The following is a 17677-nucleotide window of genomic DNA, read 5'->3' as shown; positions in this document are numbered from 1 at the left end:
GCCCTGGCGCGGCGCAGCAAAAGGAGCGAAAGATGAACATGCGACGTATGCAGCAACTGTATTGCGCCCTGGCCCTGGGCGCAGCGGGCCTGGCCGGTGCGCCAGCAGCCCTGGCAGCCGGCGCGGCGGCGTCCGGCTCCATCCAGTCCCAGTATGAACTCGATGTACAGCGGTGCAACACGGGGCAGACTCACCAGGATCGCGCCACCTGCCTGCGCGAGGCCGGAGCGGCCCGCGAAGAGGCCGCGCGCAACCGGTTGGACAACAACCAGTCCGCCAACTTCGATGCCAACGCCACGGCGCGCTGCAACAACTTGCCAGCAACCCAGCGTGAAGATTGCCTGCGCCAGATGGCCTCGCCCAGCAGCGTCAGAGGCAGCGTGGAAAGCGGCGGGGTGCTGCGCGAGACGGTGATCCAGGTTCCCGCCCAGCCGTCTGGCGCCAGCACGCCGGGCGTCGGCACGCCGGGCGTCGGTACGCCGGGCGTCGTCACGCCGGGCGCGGGTATCCCTGGCACGACAACGCCGGCTCCGGCAACGCCCTTGCCGCCGGCCACGGCGCCTGGGGCCCCCATGCCGGCTCCCGTGTCGCCGGGCGCCGCGCCGGGCACTGTCGCGCCGCCGCCGGCGCCCGTCACGCCCGTGCCGGCGCGTTAACGCGGCGTGCTGATTGCGGTTCCCGGCCACGCCCGGGGCCGCAATCAGGCAAAATGTCGGCTATTGCCGACTTTGCGCCGCTTTCATGTCCGACGTCATTGCCCTGATTTTCGACTTCGACGACACGCTGGCTCCCGACAGCACGTCCGGCTTCCTCGACAGCCTTGGGGTGGATACGGCCGCCTTCTGGAAAGACAAGGTGGGGCCGCTGCTTTCCGACCAGGACTGGGACCCGGTGCCCGCCTACCTGTATCAGATGATCGAGCTCTCGCGCAGCGGCGCCAACGGGCTCATCACCCGGCAGAGGCTGGCCGACTGGGGCGCCCGCCTGCCTCTGCACGATGGGGTCGACACCTTGTTCCAGCGGCTGCGCGCGGCCGTGCGCGCCGAACATCCGCAAGTGCAGCTCGAGTTCTACCTGATTTCCAGCGGTATTGGCGATGTCGTGCGCGCCACGCCCATTGCGCATGAATTTACCGAGATCTGGGCATCGGAATTCGTGTATGGCCCGGACCAGGGCATTGTGTTTCCCCGCCGCCTGGTCAGCTTTACCGACAAGACCCGCTACTTGTTCCACATTCAGAAAGGCATCATTGGCCGCGAATTTCGCAACAAACCCTTTGAGGTCAACCGCAAGGTGCCCGAAGACCGCCTGCGCGTGCCGTTCGACCAGATGGTGTTCGTGGGCGATGGCTATACCGATATTCCATGCTTTTCGCTGATACGCCGCGCCGGCGGGTTCGCCTTCGGCGTGTGGGATCCCAAGCACCGCGACAAGCGCAGCCGCGCATGGGGTTTTATCGAGGAAGGGCGGGTCTCGAACCTGAACCAGGCCCGCTACGACGAACAAGCGGAACTGTATCAGTGGCTGGAAGAAGCGGTGGTCAGCCTGGCCGGCCGCATCGCGCTGAAGTCGCGGGTGTACCGTGGCTGAGCCCGCAGGGGCGACAGGCGCCGCATCTTCCCTGGACACCGACATGATGGCCCTGGCCCTCGAACAGGCCCAGGCCGCATGGCAGGCCGGCGAGGTGCCGGTGGGGGCCGTCGTGGCCGATCCGCAGGGCAGGGTGCTGGGGGTCGGCTACAACCGCACCATCACCGATAGCGATCCCACGGCCCACGCCGAAATCGTGGCCCTGCGCGCGGCCGCGACGCATATGGGCAATTACCGGCTGCCCGGCCTGACGCTGTATGTCACGCTCGAACCGTGCGTCATGTGCATCGGGGCCATGCTGCACGCGCGGCTGGCGCGCGTGGCCTACGGCGCATCCGATCCCAAGACCGGCGCCTGCGGCAGCGTTCTCGATGTTGCCGCTATCCAGCGGTTGAACCACCACACCACAATCACCGGCGGCGTCCTGGCTGAACCTTGCGGCGACCTGCTGCGCCGGTTCTTTCGCGAACGCCGCGCCAAGGAATCCACTGCATGAGTACCGCCCAACACCCGCCTCACGGGCATCATGACCACGCCTGCACCGACGGCTGCGAGCACCACCAGGCGCCGGCCGGTGGCATTTACCTTATCTCGCCATCGTCGGCGGTGGGCGATCCGGCCGCATTGCAGCGGGCCTGCCAGCGACTCGCGCAACAGGGTTTCAAGACCACTGTGGACCGCGCCGCGCTGGCGGTGCACCAGCGCTTTGCCGGCACCGACAAGCAACGCCTGGCTGGCCTGGCGCGCGCCATCCGCCAGAAGCATCCCATTGTGATGGCCACGCGCGGCGGCTATGGGCTGAGCCGGCTGCTGCCCGACATCGATTGGCGCGCCATGGCCGACAGCGGCAAGCGCTTCGTGGGCATGAGCGATTTCACGGCGTTCAACCTCGCGCTGCTGGCGCAAACCGGGGCCGTCAGTTATACCGGCGCCACGGCCGTGGCCGATTTCGGCGGCACTCGGGTCGACGACCTGACGCCGGCCTTGTTTGGCGAACTCATGCGCGGCGAACTCGAGATTCTCAGCTTCGAAACGCCCGACGCCGATCCGGTCGATTGCCGGGGCATCCTGTGGGGCGGCAACCTGGCCACGCTGGTGTCGCTGGTGGGCACGCCGTACCTGCCCAGGATACGCGGCGGCATCCTGTTCCTGGAAGACGTGGCCGAACATCCCTACCGGGTCGAGCGCATGCTGGCGCAGTTGTGGCAGGCGGGCATCCTGCAGCGCCAGAAGGCCATCGTGCTGGGGCATTTCAGCAATTACAGGCTGGCGCCCCATGACGCGGGGTACGACATGCCGGAAGTCCTGAAGTGGCTGCGGCGCACCGTCAAGGTTCCGGTCGTCACCGGCTTGCCCTACGGCCACATCGACACAAAGGCCACGCTGCCCATCGGCAAGAAGGTGGGCCTGGCCACCGAGCCGGGCATGGCGCACCTGGTGATCGACGAACACCACCATTGACCTTACCGGTTTGCCGCTCGGCGCGGCTCGGCGTCATTACGACGCTTCGGGCGGAGCCCAGCGCGGCCGGCGCTTTTCCAGAAATGCCGCAATGCCTTCGCGGCCATCGTCGCTGGCGCGCTGCGCCGCCAGCCGGGCGGCCGTGTCGCCTATTGCGTCGGCGTCGATAGCGCGGCCAGCCAGGTCGCGAATCAACCGCTTGCACTGCGCCACGGCGTGCGGCGAAGCGAACATGAAGGCCCCCAGCAGGGCATTGATGTGCGAGTCCAGTTCGTCTGTCTCGCATAGTTCCTGCACCAGGCCCAGGCGCCACGCTTCGGCGGCATCGAAGGTCTCGGCGGTCAGGAACCAGCGGCTGGCCGCGCGCGCGCCGATCGCGCGCAATACATAGGGCGAGATCATTGCCGGTATCAGGCCCAGCCGTGTCTCGGTCAGCGCAAATCGCGCCTCGCGGCCGGCCACGGCAATATCGCACGCGGTAACCAGCCCCATGCCGCCAGCCATGCAGGGCCCGTGGACACGCGCGATGGTGGGTTTGGAGCACGTGTAGATGCTGTGCAGCAAGTTGGCCAGGCCCATGGCGTCGGCGCGGTTCTCGTCCTGGCTCGCCTGTGCGCTCTGGCGCATCGCGTTCAGGTCCGCGCCCGCGCAAAAGGCCTTGCCGCGTGCGGCCAGCACAATGGCGCGCACTTCGGCGTCCTGTTCCAGCGTCGCGAACACGTCGGTCAGCTCGGCGATCATCCGCGCATCCAGCGCGTTGCGCACCTCCGGCCGGTTGAGCCAGACCACGGCAGTCTGGGGGCCATACGCAACTTCCACGGTTTGCAGCATATGCAGCGTCCTTCAAATGACGGTGAATCAACGGTAGAGCACAGTGGGCAACCACATGCCGATGCCCGGAAACATGTACAACAGGAAGATCGCAACCACCTGTATGGCCATGAAGGGCATCATCCCCAGGAAGATCTGGTTCAGTGTCACGTGCGGCGGCGACACACCCTTCAAATAGAACGCCGACATGGCCACGGGCGGCGACAGGAAGGCGGTTTGCAGGTTCAGCGCCACCAGCAGGCCGAAGAACAGCGGGTCGATATCGAAGCTGACGAGCAGCGGCACGAAAATCGGCATGAAGATAACAATGATCTCCGTCCATTCCAGGGGCCATCCCAGCAGGAAGATGATGATCTGGGCCAGCAGCATGAACTCGACGGGCGTCAGGCCCATCGACAGCACCCATTCCTCGATCAGGCGCTGTCCGCCCAGCAAGGCAAAGGCCGCCGAGAAGATCGACGACCCCACGAACAGCCAGCACACCATGGCGGATGTCTTGGCGGTCAGATACACCGACTCTTTCAGCATTGGCATGTTCAGGCGCCGGTATGCCAGCGCCAGCAGCGCGCCGCCCATCGCGCCCATCGCGGCCGCCTCGCTGGGCGTCGCCAGCCCAAAGGTGATAGTGCCCAGCACGGCGGCGATCAGCATGCTCAGGGGGAAGAACGAGCCCAGCAGCATCTTGAAGACTTCCAGCCGCACCCATGTCAGCAGCGCGTAGAACAGCGCCAGCAAAGCCAGGCATACGCCAAAGAAAATCCAGTATCCGGCCGGCGCCGGCAGGCGTGCGGGGCCTTCATCCGCCTGGGGCGTGTCCGGGGGAGCGGCGCCTGCGCCATCGGCGGACGGGGTGCCCGGCGGCTCGCTCAGGCCCCCATCGGCCGGCGGTTCGGCCAGCGAGCCGCCCTCTATGGGCGGCTCGGCAAGCCCGTAGTCATAATCCTGGCCGCTGCCCAGCCGCAGTTCGTCAGGAATCTCGTACACGACCGGGGGCTTGGTGACGACGTGGTATACGCTGCCCGTCAGCACCGCGAATGCCAGCAGCGGCAACAATGCTGCCGCCATATTGCGGCTCAGGAAGGCGAACGACACCGAACTGTTGCGCCGCCCCTTGAACATGGCCGCCAGCATGCCTGTCACGGCGTGCGTATAGCCCTGGCGCGTCAGGGTGTCCGCGTCGGCGGGCAGTGGCAGGCGCCGCTCTTCTGCCGTAAGGGGCGGCGCCATGTCGGGCCGCAACTTTGCCACCACCATCACATAGCCCACGTACAGGGCGGTCAGCATCAGGCCGGGAAAGAACGCGCCTGCGTACAACTGCACGACCGATACGCCCGTCGTGGCCCCGTACACGATCAGCATCACGGATGGCGGCAACAGGATGCCCAGGCAGCCACCCGCGGTAATCGACCCCGCCGTCAGGCGCACGCTGTAACCCGCCTTCAGCATGGCCGGCATGGCCAGCAGCCCCATCAAGGTGACCACTGCGCCGACGATACCGGTTGCTGTCGCGAAGATGGCGCAGGTGGCCAGCGTGGCCACCGCCAGCGCGCCGGGCAGCCGGGCCAGGGCCAGATGCATGGAGCGGAACAGTTTTTCGATCAGGTTGCCGCGCTCGACCAGGTAGCCCATGAACACGAACAACGGCACCGAGATCAGCGCGTCGTTGGTCATGGTGGCGTAGGTTCGCTGCACCATCAGGTCCAGGGTCTGCCGCAACGACAATTGCGCGTCGGGGTTCTGCAGGAAATAGGCCAGGAAGGTAAAGATGACGCCCATGCCCATCAGGGTGAACGCCGTGGGAAAGCCCAGCATGATGGCCACCACGATAAGAGCCAGCATCAGCAGCCCCAGGTGTCCGGTGGTGATGTCCGACCAGGGTGTCAGAAAACCGATCAGCGCAAGAACGATGCCTATGCAGCTCAGGCCAAACCACAGTGCCTTGTGGATTCTCATTTGGCCTTCTCCTCATCTACAACGTATCGGTCCAGCTCGGCAATATCCTCATCCTTGACCTGCACCAGTTCCTTGAGCTTGTCGACGTCGACTTCCTCCACATCTTCTTCGCGCGATGGCCACTTGCCCTGTCGCAGGCACAGGGCGCAACGGGCGATTTCCGCGAGCCCTTGCAACAGCAGGAATGCCCCCGCAATGGGAATGAACGCCTTGAACGGATAGATGGGCGGGCCATCGGCCATCAGCGACGAATGCTCGCGTATGGCGATCGACTCGCCCGCGTAATACCACCCGGCCCAGACCAGGGCCACCACGCCGGGTATGAAAAACGCGATGTACAGCACGATATCCAGGGTGGCCTGTACGCGCGGCGGCAGGAAGCCGTACAGGATGTCTCCGCGCACGTGCCCGTTCTTGGCCAGTGTGTAGGCTCCGGCCATCATGAACAGCACACCGTAATACATCAGCTGCAGGTCGAATGCCCAGGCGCTGGGAGTGTTGAACACATACCGGGCCGTCACTTCCCAGCATATATGTACGGTCAGTACCACGATGAGCCAGGCGAAGGCCTGGCCCACGAAGGTAGACAGCCGGTCTACCATGCGTATCAGCTTGAGCATCGAATGCCATCCAGGTCGTGAACAGGGCGTGCAAAACAACGCACCCGCCCGCCGCGCCGCTCAATGTCGGGGGCGCGGGTAGGGGCGGGTGCACAGCCGCGGCGATCCATCAGCCCGCGGCAGTTCAGGCGGCCGGCTTGCGAGCGAAGTAATGGTTGAACGCCATCCTGAAGTTGACCGATACGTCGTTGTGCCAGCGCCCCGCGCGTTCGGCAAAGGCGCGTTGCGAGTCCAGCACCTTCTTGAACAACGGATTCTCGGCGGACCGCTTTTCGATCATCTGATCCCAGATCTTGAGCTGCTGTTGCAGGATCGCGTCGGGCGTTTTGTAGAACTTGACGTTGTGATCCTTCTGCAGCTTGATGTAGTCGGACGAATAGCGGTCGGCCGCCTTCCACGACATATCGGCGCTGGCGGCCTGCGCGGCATATGCCAGGATGTGCTTCAGGTGCTGGGGCAGCGCGTCATACCGCTTTTTATTGAACAGCACCTCGAACTGTTCGGCGCTCTGGTGAAAGCTCTGCAACATGCAGATCTTGGACACATCCTGGAAGCCCAATGCCAGGTCGGACGATGCGTTGTTGAATTCGGCGCCGTCCAGCAGGCCCCGGTCCAGGGCGGGCACGATCTCGCCGCCCGGCAGCGCGTTCACGGCAGCCCCCATGGCCGAATACATGTCGATGGCCAGGCCCACGGTGCGGAATTTCACGCCCTTTACGTCTTCGGCCTTGGTAATGGGACGCTTGAACCAGCCGAAGGGCTGGGTGGGCATGGGGCCATACATCAGCGACACCACGTTCACCCCCATGGCCTGCTGTATTTCCGTCAGCAGTTCCTTGCCGCCGCCATACTCGTGCCAGGCCAGCAGCATGTTGGCGTCCATGCCGAACGCAGGGCCGGATCCCCACAGCGCCACCGCCGTGTTCTTGCCGTACCAATAAGCCACCACGCCGTGGCCGCCATCGAGCGTGCCGGCCGAAACGGCGTCGAGCAGGTCGAACGCCTTGACGACGGCGCCCGCGGGCAGCACCTCTATCTTCAACTGGCCCTCGGCCATGTCGTTGACCTTGCGTGCGTAGTCTTGCGCGAACTCGTGGAAAATGTCGTTGGACGGCCAGGTGCTCTGGAAGCGCAGCGACACAGGCGAGCCCTGCGCGCGGGTAATGGCCGGAAAGCCCAGGGCCGCGGTGCCCGCTATGGACGTCGCGCCCGCGATGAAACGACGGCGGGAAGAGGGGGGGTGTTGCATGGCTTGTTGTCTCCGGTTTTTTGACTGCGTGAACCAACTTGTTGTGCACAACTTGTGGGACAGCGGACTACAGGACAAAGCGCAATGCATGAAGCGTGCGGCCGCACAGAGAAACAGCCGCCGCATGGCGGGTGGGTCGCAAGGCGATTAAACCGTGCCGGGCGTGATCTGACAATTGCCTGACGCTTGGTGATAACCCGTACCGATTCTGCCGAACGTCCACCGTCCGCGCGCGGCGCCATTCGCGGGAAGGGCCCCTTGGCTGCTAAACTACCCGGTTTACCCCTGCGTCTGCGACGCGCCTGCCTCCAATTCCACAGCCGTGATTTCTACCGCCAATCTCACTATCCAGTTCGGCCCCAAGCCCCTATTCGAAAACGTCAGCGTCAAGTTCGGGGAAGGCAACCGATATGGTCTGATCGGGGCCAACGGCTCGGGCAAGTCGACGTTCATGAAAATCATCGGCGGCGATCTCGAGCCGTCGGCCGGCAACGTGTCGCTCGAGCCGGGGGTGCGGCTGGGCAAGTTGCGCCAGGACCAGTTCGCGTATGAAGACATGCGCGTGCTCGACGTCGTGATGATGGGCCACACCGAAATGTGGGCGGCCATGACCGAGCGCGACGCGATCTACGCCAACCCCGACGCCACCGAAGACGACTACATGCGGGCCGCCGAGCTCGAGGCCAAGTTCGCCGAATACGACGGCTACACGGCCGAAGCCCGCGCGGGCGAACTGCTGCTGGGGCTGGAGTTCGCCGTCGACCAGCACCAACTGCCCATGCGCGAAATCGCGCCCGGCTGGAAACTGCGCGTGCTGCTTGCGCAGGCGCTGTTTTCCAATCCGGACGTGCTGCTGCTCGACGAACCCACCAACAACCTCGATATCAACACCATCCGCTGGCTGGAAACGGTGCTCAACAGCTACCAGAGCACCATGATCATCATCAGCCACGACCGGCACTTCCTGAACCAGGTCTGCACCCATATGGCGGACGTGGACTATGGCGAAATCCGCATCTATCCGGGCAACTACGACGACTACATGCTGGCGTCCACGCAAGCCCGCGAGCGCCTGGTGGCCAACAACGCCAAGGCCAAGGAGCGCGTCGCCGAACTCCAGGACTTCGTGCGGCGCTTCTCGGCCAACAAGTCCAAGTCGCGCCAGGCGACCTCGCGCCTGAAGCAGATCGACCGCATCAAAGCAGAGCAGGTCGTCGTCAAGCCATCATCGCGCCAGAACCCGTACATACGGTTCGAACAGAACAAGGTCATGCATCGCCTGGCCGCCACCATCGAACGCTTGTCCAAGTCGTACGACGCGCCTGTCATTCGCGATTTTTCGGCCATGATCGACGCCGGCGAAAAGATCGCCATCATCGGCGCCAACGGCGTGGGCAAGACCACGCTTCTGCGCATGCTGGCGGGCGATCTCGCGCCCGATTCGGGCTCGATCAAATGGTCGGATAACGCCGACCTCGGCTACATGGCGCAAGACGTATCCGACCAGTTCCAGCAGTCGGACATCAATCTGTTCGACTGGATGAGCGAATACCGCCAGCCCGGCGACGACGATCAGGCCATCCGGTCCGTGCTGGGCCGCCTGTTGTTCTCGGCCGACGACCTGCCCAAGGCGCCGCGCGTGCTGTCGGGGGGCGAGAAAAACCGCATGACCTTCGGCCGACTGATGCTGGGCCGGCATAACGTCATGCTGCTCGACGAGCCGACCAACCACTTGGACATGGAATCCATCGAATCGCTGCAGTTCGCGCTCGAAAAATACCAGGGCACCCTGATATTCGTGTCGCACGACCGCGAGTTCGTGTCCGGCCTGGCCACACGGGTCATCGAAATCCTGCCCGACGGCGAAATCGTGGACTACCGTGGCGGATACGAAGACTACCTGGCTTCCCGCGGCATCGAAGGCTGACCGGCCCAAAGCCGGCCCAGGCGGGCCGGCCTGCCCGCGCCGGCTCTTTCTATATGCCTGATAGTTATTAAAGAATTATAAAAATATTGTTTGGATTCATATAACGGATTGTTAGATTAGGGGCTCTTTACACGCCACCGTGCGAGCCCCATCCCCATGAATCTGACTTTCGATCACGTCCACAAGAACTTCGGCGCCCTGCAGGTCGTGGACGGTTTCTCCAGTGAATTCAAGACTGGAGAGCTGGTCGCCCTGGTGGGTCCGTCCGGCTGCGGGAAGTCCACCTTGCTGCACATGGCCGCCGGGCTCGAGACCCCCACGCAGGGTCAGGTGCTGGCCGACGGCAAGCCGGTGGCCGGCCCGCACCCCAGCCGCACGCTGGTGTTCCAGGAACACGCGCTGTACCCGTGGCTGACGCTGCGCGACAACGTGGCGCTGGCCCTGGAATTCCAGAATGTCGCCAAGGCGACGGCGCGCGAAAAGGCCGTGGGCTGGCTGGCGCGAGTGGGGCTGGAAGGCTTCGAAAACTATTATCCGCAACAGGTTTCAGGGGGCATGCGCCAGCGTGCGGCTCTGGCGCGCGCGTTTATCGCGCAACCCCAGACCATGCTGATGGATGAGCCGTTCGGCGCGCTGGATGCGCTGACTCGGCTCAGCCTGCAAGACGTCCTGCGCCAGCTTATTCAACAAGAAAAGCCTTCTGTGCTGCTGGTCACGCACGATGTGGACGAGGCCCTGTTCCTGGCCGACCGCGTGGTCGTGTTCAGCGCGCGGCCTGCTCGTGTGCTGCGCGAATTCAATCTGAAGCATCGCCGCAAGACGCACGACCTGGCCGACCTCGCCGGCGAAAAGCGCGAGATCCTCAGCCTGTTGGGCATCCGCGTCGCCGACAGCGACATCGCGCTGGCGGCCTGACGGCGCCCCGGCCCGCGGCCCTTCCATGGCGCCCGACGGCGCCGCATCGAATTTCATATCACTATCTGTTGAAGCACTGGAGAGCAAACAATGAGACTCAAGAACTGGTTGGCCGCCACGCTGGCCACCGCAGCGGCGGCCATGGCGCTCGCCTCGACTGCCGCCGCGGCCGAAAAGTTCCGCGTGGGCTATCTGCGCGTCATGGACGATGCGCAGGCCATCGTGGCCCAGGAGGGCGACTTCTACAAGAACGCCGGGCTGGATACTGAGCTGGTGGAGTTCAAGTCGGGCACCGACCTGATCAAGGCGATTGTCGGCGGCCAGCTCGACATCGGCGTGCTGGGCTTTACCAACGCCGTGGCGTGGGCGTCCAAGGGCGCCGATCTGAAGGTCGTGGGCGGCGCGCAACAGGGGTACCACTCGCTGCTGGTGCGCGAAGGCACGGGCATCGACGATATCGCGGGCCTCAAGGGCAAGACGCTGGCCTCACAGAGCGAGGGCAGTACGGCGGACGTGGTGCTCAAGGGCGTAGTGCTGAAAGAGGGCGGCCTGCAGCCCTCGGACGTGAACATCATGGGCGTCAGCCCTGCCGTTGCGGTGCAATCGCTGGTCGGGCAGCGCGTCGACGCGGCGTTCCTGTTCGAGCCCTATGACCGCATCGCGCAACTGGTCGCCCCGGTCAAGCAGATCTACGAGGTGGGCCAGGCCTGGCCGTTCCCGTGCATGGTGGTGATCACCTCGGGCGAAGTGCTTGAAAAGCGCAAGGACGATGTATGGAAGGCGCTGGACGCGCAAAAGGCCGCCATCGACCTGCTGCAGCAGAATCCCTCCAAGGCCGCAAGCCTGATCGCTTCTTACTTCATTGCCGAGCCTACCCTCAAGACGCTCAAGCGTGGCGAGCTGCCGCGCGAGACGGTCATCGAAGAAGCCATCAAGACGCAGGTCTTTACGGCCAAGCTTACCGACAAGGACGCGGCGCGCATGCAGGAAATCGCCGATATCCTGCAGGCGCAGGGCTCGCTCAAGACCCGCGACGGCAAGCCGTACGATGTCTCGACCATCGTTGACCTTTCGTGGCAAGAGGCGCGCAAGCTTTGACCTCCTCGACCCGCGTAACAGGGCTGCGCAAGCACCTCGCCGGGGTGCTTGGCGTGGCTTTCATCCTACTGCTCTGGCAAGCCGCGGCCTGGGCGCTGCCCGACTTCCTGATGCCGGGCGTGCCCACGGTGGTGCTGCGCCTGCTGCACGACCTGGGCGACCCGGGCTTTCACCAGAGCCTCATGGGCACGCTGGGCCGGCTGGGAGCGGGCTACGGCCTGGCCCTGCTGGCCGGTGTCGGGTTCGGGCTGGTGGCGGCGGTGCTGTATTTCTTTCGCGAAGTGCTGCGCAGCGCCATTGTCATCCTGCAATCCATTCCGTCCATTGCCTGGGTGCCGCTCTTTCTGATCGTCATGGGGTTCGGCAGCGCGCCCATCATTGTGGTCGTCGCGTTGGCGGCGTTCTTTCCGGCGGCGCTCAGCGTCATGAACGCCACCGAATCCGTGCAACGGGTGCATGTGTCGGCCGCGCGCGTCATGGGCGCCACGCGCTGGGGCTTGATCAAGCGCGTCTATCTGCCCGCCGTCATGCCCGAGCTGATCACCGGCGCGCAACTGGCCTTCGGCAATGCGTGGCGGGCCCTGATTTCGGCCGAAATGCTGATCGGCTTCGGCAAAGGGTTGGGGCGGTCGCTGGCGTATTCGGGTGAAATCGCCGACATGAGCGGCGTGATGATGAACATCCTGGTGATAGCGATTCTTGCCGCCCTGATCGACCAGCTCGTGCTTGAAAACCTCAAGCACCGCCTGTTGCGGTATCAGTACGTTTAACCGGACGGAAGGCGGGGCTTGCCCCCGCCGCTTAGCACCATGCCTGGCTTGAAAGTTGTTTCTCACGCGCGCCGCGCCCTGGCCACAGGGCTTGCGGCCTGGCTGCTGTGCGCGCAGGCGGCGGGTCCGGCCGATGCGGCGGACCAGCCGTTCGGAAAGGCGCGCGAACGCGGCACGCTCGTGGTTGGCGTGCCATACCTGGCGCCGCCTGCGGCGGCAGGCGCCAAGGTGCGTACGCCCGAGCGCCTGGACACTGTTGCGGCGGCGCGCCTGGCCGAGCAGCTCGGCCTCGCCCTTGAAGTGGTGCAGATCCCGCCCGCGCGACAGGCCCAGGCGCTGGCCGACGGCGTGGTCGACGTGCTGCTCGCCGACCGTGTCGCGGACCAGTCTGCCCCCGCGTTGCAGGGCGACGGCACGGCCGTGGTGGCGGCGGGCTATGTGACGCGCCCCAAGGCGGTTATCCGCAGCGACACGCCGTTGCGCGACTGGAGCCAGGCAAAGGGCCTTACCGTATGCATGTCCACCGCTGCCTTTCAGGCGCAGGCGCTGGCCGCGACCTGGGGCGCAAAGGTGCAGACTCATCGGGTGCCGTCCGATGCGCTGGTGGCGGTACGGGAAGGCAGCTGCGATATCGGCCTGGTGGACGACACGGTGTGGGGCCCGTTGATGCAGTTCCCCGAATGGAAGAAGTTTTCGGCAACGCTGCCTGTCACCGGCCCGCAGGCGGAACTGGTATGGGTGGCCCGCAATGGCGATCAGGCCACGGCCCGCTGGCTGGCCGCCACCATGCGCCAATGGCGCAGCCAGGGCGTCTGGCAAGCCATGGCGCGCAAGTGGGCGCGCGACGTCGCGTTCGACGTTTATCTGGACCAGGAAGTCCCCGACTGCCACGGCTGACGGGCGGCGGGCGCCGGCCGCCTACAATCCCGGGGTATGAGCGAAACCCTGAGCGCGGCGAGCGCGCATCAAGAAGACATCAAGAAGAGCCGTTTCCAGGCTTACGCGGCGCCGGTGGCCAGCGTGGACGAAGCCATGGCGTTTTTCGCCGCGCACAGCGATCCGACGGCCACCCACAATTGCTGGGCTTACCGTATCGGGCAGGCTTATCGCTTCAATGACGATGGCGAGCCGGGCGGGACGGCCGGGCGCCCCATATTGCAGGCCATAGAGGGGCAGGGGCTGGATCGGGTCGCGGTGCTGGTGGTCAGGTGGTTCGGGGGCGTCAAGCTGGGCGCGGGCGGCCTGGTGCGGGCCTACGGCGGCTGCGCGGCACAATGCCTGCGCCTGGCGCCCCGCGTCCCGATTGTGGATATGGCCACCGTTACGTGCCGCTGCGAATACGCTGAACTGCCCTTGCTCAAGGCGCGCGTCGCGCAAGCCGGCGCGCAGGTGCAGGCCGAATCTTTTGGCGGCGAGGGCGCGTCGCTGGTGCTGCGGGTGCCGCGCGACGCGTTATCCAACGTGGAACAGATCGCCGCCGACGTTACGCGCGGCCGCGCCGGCTGGCAAGTCCGCGATTAGCCGGCGAGCCCGCAGGCGCCTATTTGTCGGTGTCGCCTTGCGCGGCGGCGATTTCCTGGTGCACCTTTTCCATGTCCACCGCCTTGATCTTCTCGAGCAGTTCCTGAAGCTGGCCGGCGGACAGGGCGCCGGGCTGCGAGAACATCAGCACTTGTTCACGGAACACCATCAGGGTGGGAATCGAGCGGATGCCCAGGGCGCCGGCCAGCTCCTGCTCTTCGTCGGTATTGACCTTGGCAAAGGTTACGTCGGTGTGGTCTTTGGCGGCTTGCTCGAATACGGGAGCGAAGCCGCGGCAGGGGCCGCACCAGGGCGCCCAGAAGTCCACGATCAGGGTGTTGTCGGGCGTGATGGCTTCCTGGAAGGATTCTTTGGTGAGTTCGAGAATGCTGCTCATGCTTGGCGTCCTTGCCGCCGAATGGGCGGCGTCGATGGCCGGATCGGCCGATTGGGCGGGCGCTTGCCGGGCGTCCGCGCGAAAATCCCGCCGCGGGGCGGGGGTGCGGGCCTACGCTGCGGCCTGGGCGGCTGCGTTTTGCTTCAGCGTAGCAAGTATTTCGTAAGAGCGCAGGCGATCGGCGTGGCGATAGAAATCGGAAACAATCATGACCTCGTCGGCCTCGGTCTGGGCGATCAGCGCCTGCAGACCGGCCTTGACGGTGGCAGGGCCTCCGACGATCGAGGCTGCCAGTTTCTGTTCCACTGCATGCTGCTCCCACTCGTTCCAGAGCCCGTCCATGCTGGCGACCGGGGGCTGCAGCTGCAGGCGGTTGCCGCGCACCAGCGACAGGAATTTCAATTGCTGGGTGGTGGCCAGGTAACGGGCGTGCTCGTCGGTGTCGGCGGCGATTACCGGTACGCCTATCATCGCGTAGGGGCGCGACAGCGTTGCCGATGGCTTGAACAGATGCCGGTACAGGCGCATGGCGGCCATGCCTTCGGGCGAGAAGTGGCCGGCGAACGAGAAGGGCAGCCCCAGTTCGGCTGCCAGGCGTGCGCTGAAGTCGCTGGAACCCAATAGCCAGATGGGGATGTCCAGGCCGGCGCCGGGAATGGCGCGCACGCTCTGGCCGGGGCGTTCCGGCGCCAGGAAGGCGCGCAGTTCGTCGAGCAGGGCAGGAAATTCCAGCCCGCTGCGCGGGCCGCGCCGCAAGGCGTGCTGTGTGGCGCCGTCGCTGCCCGGCGCGCGGCCCAGGCCCAGGTCGATGCGTCCGGGAAACAGGCTTTCCAGGGTGCCGAACTGTTCGGCGATGATCAGCGGGGCATGGTTGGGCAGCATGATGCCGCCCGAACCCACTCGCAGGGTGCTGGTGCGGGCGGCAACGTGGCCGATGAGCACGGCGGTGGCGCTGCTGGCCACTCCGGTGATGTTGTGGTGTTCGGCGAGCCAGAACCGCTTGTATCCCCAGCGCTCGACGTGCTGGGCCAGGTCCACGGTGTTCTGGAACGCCTGCGCGGCAGTGCCGCCCTGCACGATGGGGGCAAGGTCCAGTACGGAAAACGGCACGCGGGCCAGATCGGTCATGGTGGTAAGGCTCCCGGAAGTCATGACAATAAAGCGCCCGAAGCCGGGCGCCTGTGCAATTTCCGGACAGTGTATCGGCGATTGCGCTGCAAGGCGCGATCAACCGCACTCTTGATCAGGTCGATAGAAACTGCCAATGGCCGAGGAAGTATGCACGGGCGGGTTGCTGTTGGCGCGCAGGCACGCAATCGCCATGCCGATGGACGCAGCGTCCGGCGTAGGCGCCGGCATGGCAACGACGGGCTGTGCAGTCCGGTGCGGGTCAGCTTCGTCCCATGCCCGACTTCCGCGGGGTACGACAGGCGTCTGACCGCCGTAGAGTGCGTCAGGTGCCTGCCCCCGTAGAGTGCGTCAGGTGTCTGACTCCCGAAGGGTGTCAGACATCGAGACACCGGTAAGCAGTCGCGGCCTTGTTCGGTTCTGGCGCCGTCCCGCGCCGTGGGGGCTTGCAGGGCGGCGCACGTGCGTCGGGCTCGGGCGCATGCAGGCGCCCTCGGCCGGCTGCGCCGGCTGCCCCGCCGCCCAACGCGCCGCCCTGCAAGCCCCCACGGCGCGGGACTGTGGCAAGAAAGCGATGGAGCGGTGTCGTTCTCGCGCGGGCGCGCATATCCGCCAGGTGTCTGACACCCGAAGGGAGTCAGACACCGCGATCAGGCACCACGACCAGCAAGCCTGGGTCTCGCCGACTTCGTCAGGTGTCTGACTCCCGAAGGGTGTCAGACATCGAGATCGAAGGGTGTCAGACACCGCGATCAGCCGCCCCGACCAGGAAGCCTGGGTCTCGCGGACTTCGTCAGGTGTCTGACTCCCGAAGGGTGTCAGACACCGAGACCGGTTCCCGCAGCGAGCTGCACTCGCTTCATGCTCTATCCGTCACTCGGGGAAGAATGCGTACCGTATGACGAACAGCGCTGCCACCAGCCACGTGGCGGCATGGACTTCGCGGGCGCGGCCGGTGCAGGTCTTGAGCACGACGTAGCTGATGAACCCGAAGGCCAGCCCGTTGGCGATCGAATAGGTGAATGGCATGATCAGCGCCGTCAAAGCCGCGGGAGTGGCTTCGGACACTTCGTTCCAGTCGATATCGATCAGCTCGCGCATCATCAGGCCCGCCACATAGAGCAGGGCGGGCGCCGTGGCGTAGGCGGGCACCGAGCCGGCAAGCGGCGAAATGAACAGTGCGGCCAGGAACAGCACGCCGACCACCAGTGCCGTCAGGCCGGTGCGGCCGCCGGCTTGTACGCCCGAGGCGCTTTCGACATATGCGGTTGTGCTGCTGGTGCCCAGCACGGAGCCGGCCACGATGGCGGTGCTGTCTGCGAAGAGCGCGCGGCCCAGGCGGTTGGGGCGGTCTTCGGGCACCAGGCCGGCCCGCTTGGCCACGCCCATCAGCGTGCCGGTGGCGTCGAAGACTTCAACCAGCACGAACACCAGGATCACGTGCACGAAGCCCGTGTGCAGGGCGCCCATGATGTCCAGTTGCATGAACGTGGGCGCCAGGCTGGGCGGCGACGAGAAGACGCCGTGGAATTCGTTGTAGCCCAGGGCCATGGACAGCAGCGTGACGGCCAGGATGCCGATCAGGATGGCTCCGCGCACGCGCAATGCGTCCAGCGCTGCGATGATGAAGAACCCCAGAATGGCGAACAGCGGGCCGTGGCCGCGCAGGTCGCCCAAGGTTACCTTGGTAGCCGGATGCGCCACCACGATACCGGCGTTGGACAGCGCGATAATGGCCAGGAACAGCCCGATGCCGGCCGCGATGGCGCTGCGCAGCGAATGCGGAATGCCCTTGATCAGCCATCCGCGCGCGCCGGTAACGGTAAGCAGCAGGAAGATCACGCCGGAGATGAACACTGCGCCCAGCGCCTGTTCCCAGGTATAGCCCATGGTCTTGACCACGGTGAACGCGAAGAAGGCATTCAGGCCCATGCCAGGCGCCATCCCGATGGGCCAGTTGGCCACCAGCGCCATGATCAGAGTGCCCAGCGCGGCGGCCAGGCATGTGGCGACAAACACGGCATTACGGTCCATGCCGGTTGACGACAAGATATCCGGATTGACGAAGATGATGTAGGACATCGTCAGGAATGTCGTCAGGCCGGCGACGATCTCGGTACGGGCATTGGTACCGTGCTCGCGCAGTTTGAATAGCTTCTCCAGCATTTTTCGGTTCCCCGGTAATTGGTAGGCGCGGTGTTAGAAAGCCGCCATTTT

At 65.2% G+C, this 17677-nt stretch carries 17 protein-coding genes; 10 read left to right on the top strand and 7 right to left on the bottom strand.

The window, feature by feature from the left end; all coding sequences use genetic code 11:
- The first annotated feature begins 32 nt into the window (after positions 1-32).
- The 4 genes from CAL19_RS19805 (at position 33) to CAL19_RS09015 (ending at position 3051) form a co-directional block, all read left to right on the top strand.
- Positions 33-656 carry a hypothetical protein gene (locus tag CAL19_RS19805; RefSeq protein ID WP_026637917.1) on the top strand — a complete coding sequence of 208 codons (624 nt, stop codon included), beginning with the start codon at positions 33-35 and terminating at the stop codon, positions 654-656.
- Positions 657-741: 85 nt separating this feature from the next.
- Entirely contained in the window at positions 742-1590 is an 849-nt protein-coding gene (locus tag CAL19_RS09025; RefSeq protein WP_026637916.1) for an HAD family hydrolase, read from the top strand.
- A 46-nt stretch (positions 1591-1636) separates the two neighbouring features.
- Complete coding sequence (tadA, locus tag CAL19_RS09020) at positions 1637-2086, top strand: tRNA adenosine(34) deaminase TadA (RefSeq protein WP_051423596.1); 450 nt, start codon at positions 1637-1639, stop codon at positions 2084-2086.
- Complete coding sequence (locus CAL19_RS09015) at positions 2083-3051, top strand: LD-carboxypeptidase (RefSeq protein WP_026637914.1); 969 nt, start codon at positions 2083-2085, stop codon at positions 3049-3051. Before tadA ends, CAL19_RS09015 begins: the two co-directional genes overlap by 4 nt.
- Positions 3052-3087: 36 nt before the next feature.
- Here the strand turns inward: CAL19_RS09015 and CAL19_RS09010 are convergent, their stop codons facing one another.
- From CAL19_RS09010 to CAL19_RS08995, 4 genes are all read right to left on the bottom strand, one after another.
- Positions 3088-3882: an enoyl-CoA hydratase/isomerase family protein gene (locus CAL19_RS09010; protein ID WP_094796604.1), complete on the bottom strand. Its 795-nt coding sequence runs from the start codon at positions 3880-3882 to the stop codon at positions 3088-3090.
- Between the two features lie 27 nt (positions 3883-3909).
- Positions 3910-5835, bottom strand: coding sequence for a TRAP transporter large permease (locus tag CAL19_RS09005; protein ID WP_094796603.1), 1926 nt, complete (start codon positions 5833-5835; stop codon positions 3910-3912).
- Positions 5832-6455 (bottom strand): TRAP transporter small permease subunit, encoded by a 624-nt coding sequence (locus CAL19_RS09000; RefSeq protein ID WP_026637911.1) that lies wholly within the window; start codon positions 6453-6455, stop codon positions 5832-5834. The genes CAL19_RS09005 and CAL19_RS09000 overlap by 4 nt, the downstream gene beginning before the upstream one ends.
- A 124-nt stretch (positions 6456-6579) precedes the next feature.
- Entirely contained in the window at positions 6580-7704 is a 1125-nt protein-coding gene (locus CAL19_RS08995; protein WP_094796602.1) for a TRAP transporter substrate-binding protein, read from the bottom strand.
- Positions 7705-8026: 322 nt separating this feature from the next.
- Between CAL19_RS08995 and CAL19_RS08990 the strand changes: the two genes are divergently transcribed.
- The 6 genes from CAL19_RS08990 to CAL19_RS08965 all read left to right on the top strand — a co-directional run bounded on the left by CAL19_RS08990 (position 8027) and on the right by CAL19_RS08965 (position 13935).
- Complete coding sequence (locus tag CAL19_RS08990) at positions 8027-9631, top strand: ABC-F family ATPase (protein ID WP_026637909.1); 1605 nt, start codon at positions 8027-8029, stop codon at positions 9629-9631.
- A 156-nt stretch (positions 9632-9787) separates the two neighbouring features.
- On the top strand, positions 9788-10546 hold the full coding sequence (locus tag CAL19_RS08985) for an ABC transporter ATP-binding protein (RefSeq protein WP_026637908.1): 759 nt from the start codon (positions 9788-9790) through the stop codon (positions 10544-10546).
- A 90-nt stretch (positions 10547-10636) separates the two neighbouring features.
- Positions 10637-11644 (top strand): ABC transporter substrate-binding protein, encoded by a 1008-nt coding sequence (locus CAL19_RS08980; RefSeq protein WP_094796601.1) that lies wholly within the window; start codon positions 10637-10639, stop codon positions 11642-11644.
- Positions 11641-12414, top strand: coding sequence for an ABC transporter permease (locus CAL19_RS08975; protein WP_026637906.1), 774 nt, complete (start codon positions 11641-11643; stop codon positions 12412-12414). Before CAL19_RS08980 ends, CAL19_RS08975 begins: the two co-directional genes overlap by 4 nt.
- A 39-nt stretch (positions 12415-12453) precedes the next feature.
- Positions 12454-13311 (top strand): transporter substrate-binding domain-containing protein, encoded by an 858-nt coding sequence (locus CAL19_RS08970; RefSeq protein ID WP_094796600.1) that lies wholly within the window; start codon positions 12454-12456, stop codon positions 13309-13311.
- A 36-nt stretch (positions 13312-13347) separates the two neighbouring features.
- Positions 13348-13935 carry an IMPACT family protein gene (locus tag CAL19_RS08965; protein WP_026637904.1) on the top strand — a complete coding sequence of 196 codons (588 nt, stop codon included), beginning with the start codon at positions 13348-13350 and terminating at the stop codon, positions 13933-13935.
- Positions 13936-13954: 19 nt separating this feature from the next.
- On the opposite strand, the gene trxA is transcribed toward CAL19_RS08965, so the two are convergent.
- The 3 genes from trxA to CAL19_RS08950 all read right to left on the bottom strand — a co-directional run bounded on the left by trxA (position 13955) and on the right by CAL19_RS08950 (position 17626).
- Positions 13955-14332 (bottom strand): thioredoxin, encoded by a 378-nt coding sequence (gene trxA, locus CAL19_RS08960; RefSeq protein ID WP_026637903.1) that lies wholly within the window; start codon positions 14330-14332, stop codon positions 13955-13957.
- A gap of 111 nt (positions 14333-14443) precedes the next feature.
- Positions 14444-15460 (bottom strand): LLM class flavin-dependent oxidoreductase, encoded by a 1017-nt coding sequence (locus CAL19_RS08955; protein WP_094796599.1) that lies wholly within the window; start codon positions 15458-15460, stop codon positions 14444-14446.
- An 873-nt stretch (positions 15461-16333) separates the two neighbouring features.
- A complete protein-coding gene (locus CAL19_RS08950) occupies positions 16334-17626 on the bottom strand; it encodes an NCS2 family permease (RefSeq protein WP_026637901.1) in 1293 nt (430 codons plus the stop codon).
- Positions 17627-17677 lie beyond the last annotated feature (51 nt).

The sequence above is a fragment of the Bordetella genomosp. 7 genome (genome assembly GCF_002261265.1).
Lineage (GTDB): Bacteria > Pseudomonadota > Gammaproteobacteria > Burkholderiales > Burkholderiaceae_B > Bordetella_A.
The sequence above is the reverse complement of the archived record's forward strand: the minus strand, read 5'-3'. Positions and strand labels throughout refer to the sequence as shown.